Source organism: Pseudorhodoplanes sp. (assembly GCF_035565855.1).
In the GTDB taxonomy this organism is placed as follows: domain Bacteria; phylum Pseudomonadota; class Alphaproteobacteria; order Rhizobiales; family Xanthobacteraceae; genus Pseudorhodoplanes.
In genome coordinates this window covers 1-5,350 of record NZ_DATMRX010000037.1, presented here as the reverse complement: position 1 = coordinate 5,350, position 5,350 = coordinate 1, and the positions used below count along the sequence as shown (strand labels likewise).

The following is a 5,350-nucleotide window of genomic DNA, read 5'->3' as shown; positions in this document are numbered from 1 at the left end:
ATCTTGCTCTCGCGCCGCGTGCCGAAGAAGACGAACCGCCTGCCGGTCTGGCCGAGGATGGCGTCGAAGAACAGGAGCGTCTGGAGCATTCGGCGCCCGATAACGAGCCGTCCAGCGATGAACCATCCAGCGATGAGCCGTCCAGTGATGAGCTGTCCAGCGATCAGCCGGCTGGGGATCAGCCCGAGGAGTAGATGACTGCGCGTACCGGCGCCGGACTGGTTCGAGTCGAAGCCGGGCGCACGCCTGCCTCGATAGCGGCGAAGCTGTCATTCGAGCATGTGACCCATCGCTACGGTGACGTCACCGCGGTGCGCGATGTCTCGCTGGAGATCCAGCCTGGCGAGACGATGTGCCTGCTCGGCCGATCCGGCTGCGGCAAGACCACGCTGTTGCGCCTTGCCGCCGGCGTCGAGGAACCCGCGCAAGGCCGCATCCTGATCAACGATCGTGCCGTGTCGGAAGGTCCGGGCTTTCTGCCGCCGGAGCGGCGCGGCGTCGGCCTGATGTTTCAGGACTTCGCGCTGTTTCCGCACCTGACCAACCTTGCCAATGTGATGTTCGGCTTGAAGTCGCTGCCGCAAGCGGAAGCAGAACGCGAAGCGATGCGCGCGCTGGATCGTGTCGGTCTCGGTGCCTATGCGCAGGCCTATCCGCACATGCTGTCGGGTGGCGAGCAGCAGCGCGTCGCGCTCGCACGTGCGGTCGCGCCGCGGCCGAGCGTACTGCTGATGGACGAGCCGTTTTCCGGGCTCGACCGCCGGCTTCGCGACGAGGTCCGCGACGACACGCTCAACGTGCTGCGCGAGTCACGCGTGACCTGCATCATCGTCACGCACGATCCCGAAGAGGCGTTGCGGATGGGCGATCGCGTCGCGCTGATGCATCGGGGTTCGCTGATGCAGGCCGGCACGCCGGAGGAGGTCTATACGCGTCCGAACAGCCTCTTCGTCGCGCGCTTCTTCTGCGAACTGAACGAGGTCGCCGGAACCGTGCGCGGGGGCTTTGCGGAGACGCCGGTCGGGCGCTTTGCCGCGCCGGATCTGGGGGACGGCGCGCGCGCACTGGTGGCGATCCGCCCGCAGGCGCTGCGGCTGCGTCAGGGTGGTTCCGGCGCCCAGGCTCGCATCCTGCACCGCCAGTTCCTCGGCCATGTCGATCTCGTTGAGGTTGCGGTTGAAGGGCTTGATGCGCCGCTGAAGGGCAGGCTCCTGCGCGACGCCATCCCGCAGGTTAACGATGGGCTGCGCCTGGAATGCGATCCGGCCGAAGTCCTTGTTTTTGCCGCGCCCGAAGCCTAGTTTCCGATCAATGTCCCGGCGCGCCTGACCAGTCAGGGAAAACGCGCCTTCCGGAGGTTACGCGGAGGTTTCGCGCTATGGGTTCCTTGAGCATCTGGCACTGGATCGTGGTCGTGGTCGTGGTGCTGCTTCTGTTCGGCCGCGGCAAGATTTCCGAATTGATGGGCGACATGGCGCAGGGCATCAAGGCCTTCAAGAAAGGCATGTCGGAGGACGACACCGCCAAGGCGGATGGCAAGCCCGGCGAGCCGATGAAGACCATCAATGCCGGCACCGACCTGAAGCAGCAGGCCGAAACCAACAAGAAATTCGAAGGCACCGCCTGAGCGGGCCGCGCCGCAGACGCTCGCGGCAAGAAGGGGCGCCATCCGGAAGGTTGGGCGCCCCTTGGAGTTGAAGGTCCATGTTCGACATTGGCTGGAGCGAGCTTCTCGTCATTGGCGTCGTTGCGCTGATCGCCATCGGGCCGAAGGAATTGCCCGGCGTCCTGCGTTCGGTCGGACAATGGATGGGCAAGATCCGGCGGATGGCGTCGGAATTCCAGGATCAGTTTCGCGAGGCGATGCGCGAGGCCGAGGTTGCCGACCTGAAGCGGCAATTCGACGAGGCCAGCGCCAAGGCGACGTCTACTTTCACCAATCCGCTCGAAACCGCTCAGAAAGAGGTTGAAGCGGCGCTCGGCAGCGATCCCGGTCCGGCCGTTTCCACCGCCGACCCGGGTGCGATCGAGCCGTCCGCCGGGGCATCGGTCACCGACGTTGCGGCCGAATTGCCGCCGCCAGCGATACCCGAAACTCCCATGGTTGCCGCTGACGGGACGATCGACATTGCGCCGGGTTCCGGAAAGCCGGGTAGCGGAGGCGGGGCCGCATGAGCAATCGCAGGCCCGAGGACGAAGACGAGATCGAGGCCAGCAAGGCGCCGCTCCTCGATCATCTGATCGAATTGCGCTCGCGCCTGATCAAGGCGCTGATCGCGTTCGCGATCGCATTCGTGTTCTGCTTCGCCTTCGCCAAGCAGATCTACAATATCCTCGTCTGGCCGTTCGTCTGGGTGGCCGGGGTCGAGAATTCGAAATTCATCTATACCGCGCTGCTCGAATACTTCCTGACGCAGCTCAAGCTTGCGATGTTCGGCGCGGGGTTTCTGGCTTTCCCGGTGATCGCCGCGCAGATCTATATGTTCGTTGCACCGGGCCTCTATCGCAATGAGCGCCAGGCCTTCGTGCCGTATCTGATCGCGACGCCGATCTTCTTTGTCCTCGGGTCGCTCGTGGTCTATTTCGTCGTGATGCCGCTGCTGGTACGGTTTTCGCTCGGCATGCAGCAGACCGGTGTCGCCGGTCAGGCCGACATCGCCCTGCTGCCGAAGGTGGGTGAATATCTCTCGCTGATGATGTCGCTCGTGTTCGCCTTCGGTGCGGCGTTCCAGCTCCCGGTGATCCTGACGCTGCTCGCGCGGATCGGCGTCATCACCTCGGAGCAGCTGCGCCAGAAGCGCCGCTATTTCATTGTCGGCGCCTTCGTGCTCGCCGCGGTACTGACGCCGCCAGACGTCATCAGCCAGCTTTCGCTCGCGATCCCGCTGATGCTGCTTTACGAGGCCGCGATCTGGTCGGCGCGGATGGTCGAGAAAAAGGCCCAACCGCAGCCCGCGGCGGACGAAGCGACGCCGGCGTAGGGCTGGCGGGCCTGCGCGAGGCCGTCATCGGTCTTGCCAAATTCGTGGCCGACGGGCGTTGGCTAACGCCATGAATCGGTGCTACGCCGCAGCCCTTCCACCGTCATGGCCGGGCCTGACCCGGCCATCCACGTCGTCTCGCGGCGGTGTGCCGCGACGACCTGGATGCCCGCCATGGCCGCGGGCCTGACGAATCGAGGTAACGCTTCGCCATGCACGACATCCGATGGATCCGCGACAATCCGGCCGAGTTCGACCGCCGCCTGATGCGGCGGAAGTCCGACTTCAAGGGCAAGGCCGCCGAACTGATCGCGCTTGATGAAAAGCGGAGAGCCGCGATCACCGCCTTCGAGCAGGCCCAGGCGCGCCGCAACGCCGCCTCGAAGGAGATCGGCGAGGCCAAGAAAGCAAAGGACGAGGCGAGGGCGGCCGCCCTGATGGCGGAAGTTGCGGCGCTCAAGGACGAGTTGCCGAAGTTTGATGCCGACGCGAAGGTCGCCGACGAGGTGCTGCAGAAGGCGCTCGCCGAGTTGCCGAACCTGCCACTGGACGAGGTGCCGGACGGCGTGGACGAGCACGGCAATGTCGAGCATCACCGGTACGGGGCAAAGCGGGACTACGCCTTCACGCCGAAACAGCATTTCGAGCTCGGCGAAGCGCTCGGCATGATGGACTTCGAGCTTGCGGCGAAACTTTCCGGCGCGCGCTTCGTGGTCCTGACCGGCGCGCTGGCGCGGCTCGAACGCGCGCTCGGCCAGTTCATGCTCGACCTGCACACGCAGGAGCATGGCTATACGGAAGTTAATCCGCCGATCCTGGTTCGCGACGACGCGATGTTCGGGACGGCGCAATTGCCGAAATTCAAGGAAGATCAGTTCCACACATCGACGATTGTCGACGTGGACGCATGGCGATCCGAGACAGCGGACGCCCTCAGTCCCGACGCCTCGCTTCCGGCGATTCAGGCCGCGCTTGAAGGAATTCAGGCTGCGCTCGACAACCGTGACAGCTACTGGCTCATCCCCACTGCCGAAGTCCCGCTGACCAATCTCGTGCGCGAGGACATCACCGACGAAGCGCGGCTGCCGATGCGGCTCACCGCCTGCACCCCGTGCTTCCGGGCAGAGGCGGGCGCCGCCGGCAAGGACACGCGCGGCATGATCCGCCAGCATCAATTCACCAAGGTTGAGCTCGTCTCGATCACGACGCCCGAACAGGCGATGGACGAGCACGAGCGCATGACCGCTTCCGCGGAGGAAGTGCTGCGCCGGCTGGGCTTACATTATCGGGTGGTCACGCTCTGCACCGGCGACATGGGCTTCGCCTCACAGAAGACCTACGACATCGAGGTCTGGCTGCCCGGCCAGAATGCCTATCGCGAAATCTCGTCCTGCTCGGTCTGCGGCGACTTCCAGGCGCGCCGCATGAACGCGCGCTACAAGGGCAAGGACGGCAAGGTGAAGGGTTTCGTCACCACGCTGAACGGCTCGGGCGTCGCGGTCGGGCGGGCGCTGATCGCGGTGATGGAGACCTACCAGCAGGCCGATGGCTCGATCTTGGTGCCGGAGGTTCTGCAGCCCTATATGGGCGGCATGACAGTGATCGAGAAGAAGAAATGAGAAGGACGGGCTCGTGTCCCGGATGCTGCGCAGCACGAAGTGATGCGCTGCTGTTCCGGGACCCACATTCTCGTCTCCGTTTTGCATGGGTCCCGGCTCTGCAGCGCACCGTTTCACGTTGCGCTGCGTCCGGGACGCGAGGATCGTAATGCGCATATTGGTCACCAATGACGACGGCATTCACGCCGAGGGACTGAAAGTCTGCGAGGACATTGCCCGCGCCCTGTCCGATGACGTGTGGGTCGTCGCGCCCGAGACCGACAATTCCGGCGTCTCGCATTCGCTGTCGCTGAACGATCCGCTGCGGCTGCGCGAAATAGGTCCGCGTCATTTCGCGGTGAAGGGCACGCCGACCGATTGCGTGATCATGGCGGTGCGTCACATCATGAGCGAGCACCGGCCCGATCTCGTGCTGTCGGGCGTCAATCGCGGCCAGAACGTCGCCGAAGACGTCGGCTATTCCGGCACAGTCGCGGGCGCGCTGGAAGGCACGGTGCTCAACATCCCCTCGATCGCGCTGTCGCAGGCCTACGGGCCCGGCAATCGGGACAACGTGCCCTGGGACACCGGACGCAAATTCGGCCCGCAGGTGGTGCGCCAGGTGCTGGCCACCGGCATCCCCAAAGGCTCGCTGGTCAACGTGAATTTCCCCGATTGCCACGCCGATGCGGTGCAGGGGCTCTCGGTGACGGCGCAGGGCCGGCGCGATCAGGAATTGCTGCGGATCGAGCCGCGCTTCGATGGCCGCTC

General features: G+C 65.0%; 7 protein-coding genes. All 7 read left to right on the top strand.

Annotated features, from left to right (window positions below):
• On the top strand, window positions 1–194 hold a 194-nt coding region (locus VN004_RS02385), incomplete at its 5' end, for a hypothetical protein (protein ID WP_325606649.1).
• Complete coding sequence (locus VN004_RS02380; protein ID WP_325606647.1) at window positions 195–1,301, top strand: ABC transporter ATP-binding protein; 1,107 nt, start codon at window positions 195–197, stop codon at window positions 1,299–1,301. It begins immediately after the preceding gene.
• A 77-nt stretch (window positions 1,302–1,378) separates the two neighbouring features.
• Window positions 1,379–1,627, top strand: coding sequence for a twin-arginine translocase TatA/TatE family subunit (locus VN004_RS02375; RefSeq protein ID WP_325606645.1), 249 nt, complete (start codon window positions 1,379–1,381; stop codon window positions 1,625–1,627).
• 77 nt (window positions 1,628–1,704) lie between these two features.
• Window positions 1,705–2,175 (top strand): Sec-independent protein translocase protein TatB, encoded by a 471-nt coding sequence (gene tatB, locus VN004_RS02370; RefSeq protein ID WP_325606643.1) that lies wholly within the window; start codon window positions 1,705–1,707, stop codon window positions 2,173–2,175.
• Complete coding sequence (gene tatC, locus VN004_RS02365) at window positions 2,172–2,981, top strand: twin-arginine translocase subunit TatC (RefSeq protein WP_325606640.1); 810 nt, start codon at window positions 2,172–2,174, stop codon at window positions 2,979–2,981. Before tatB ends, tatC begins: the two co-directional genes overlap by 4 nt.
• A gap of 212 nt (window positions 2,982–3,193) precedes the next feature.
• On the top strand, window positions 3,194–4,600 hold the full coding sequence (gene serS / locus VN004_RS02360; protein ID WP_325606638.1) for a serine--tRNA ligase: 1,407 nt from the start codon (window positions 3,194–3,196) through the stop codon (window positions 4,598–4,600).
• A 148-nt stretch (window positions 4,601–4,748) separates the two neighbouring features.
• Window positions 4,749–5,350 (top strand): 5'/3'-nucleotidase SurE (gene surE, locus VN004_RS02355; RefSeq protein WP_325606636.1); only part of this gene is annotated, 602 nt, incomplete at its 3' end.

What these genes read in the sequence shown, in the direction of transcription:
- VN004_RS02380 (WP_325606647.1), top strand. Translation starts at nt 195, where the DNA reads ATGACTGCGCGTACCGGCGCCGGACTGGTTCGAGTCGAAGCCGGGCGC.
- VN004_RS02375 (WP_325606645.1), top strand. Translation starts at nt 1,379, where the DNA reads ATGGGTTCCTTGAGCATCTGGCACTGGATCGTGGTCGTGGTCGTGGTG.
- tatB (WP_325606643.1), top strand. Translation starts at nt 1,705, where the DNA reads ATGTTCGACATTGGCTGGAGCGAGCTTCTCGTCATTGGCGTCGTTGCG.
- tatC (WP_325606640.1), top strand. Translation starts at nt 2,172, where the DNA reads ATGAGCAATCGCAGGCCCGAGGACGAAGACGAGATCGAGGCCAGCAAG.
- serS (WP_325606638.1), top strand. Translation starts at nt 3,194, where the DNA reads ATGCACGACATCCGATGGATCCGCGACAATCCGGCCGAGTTCGACCGC.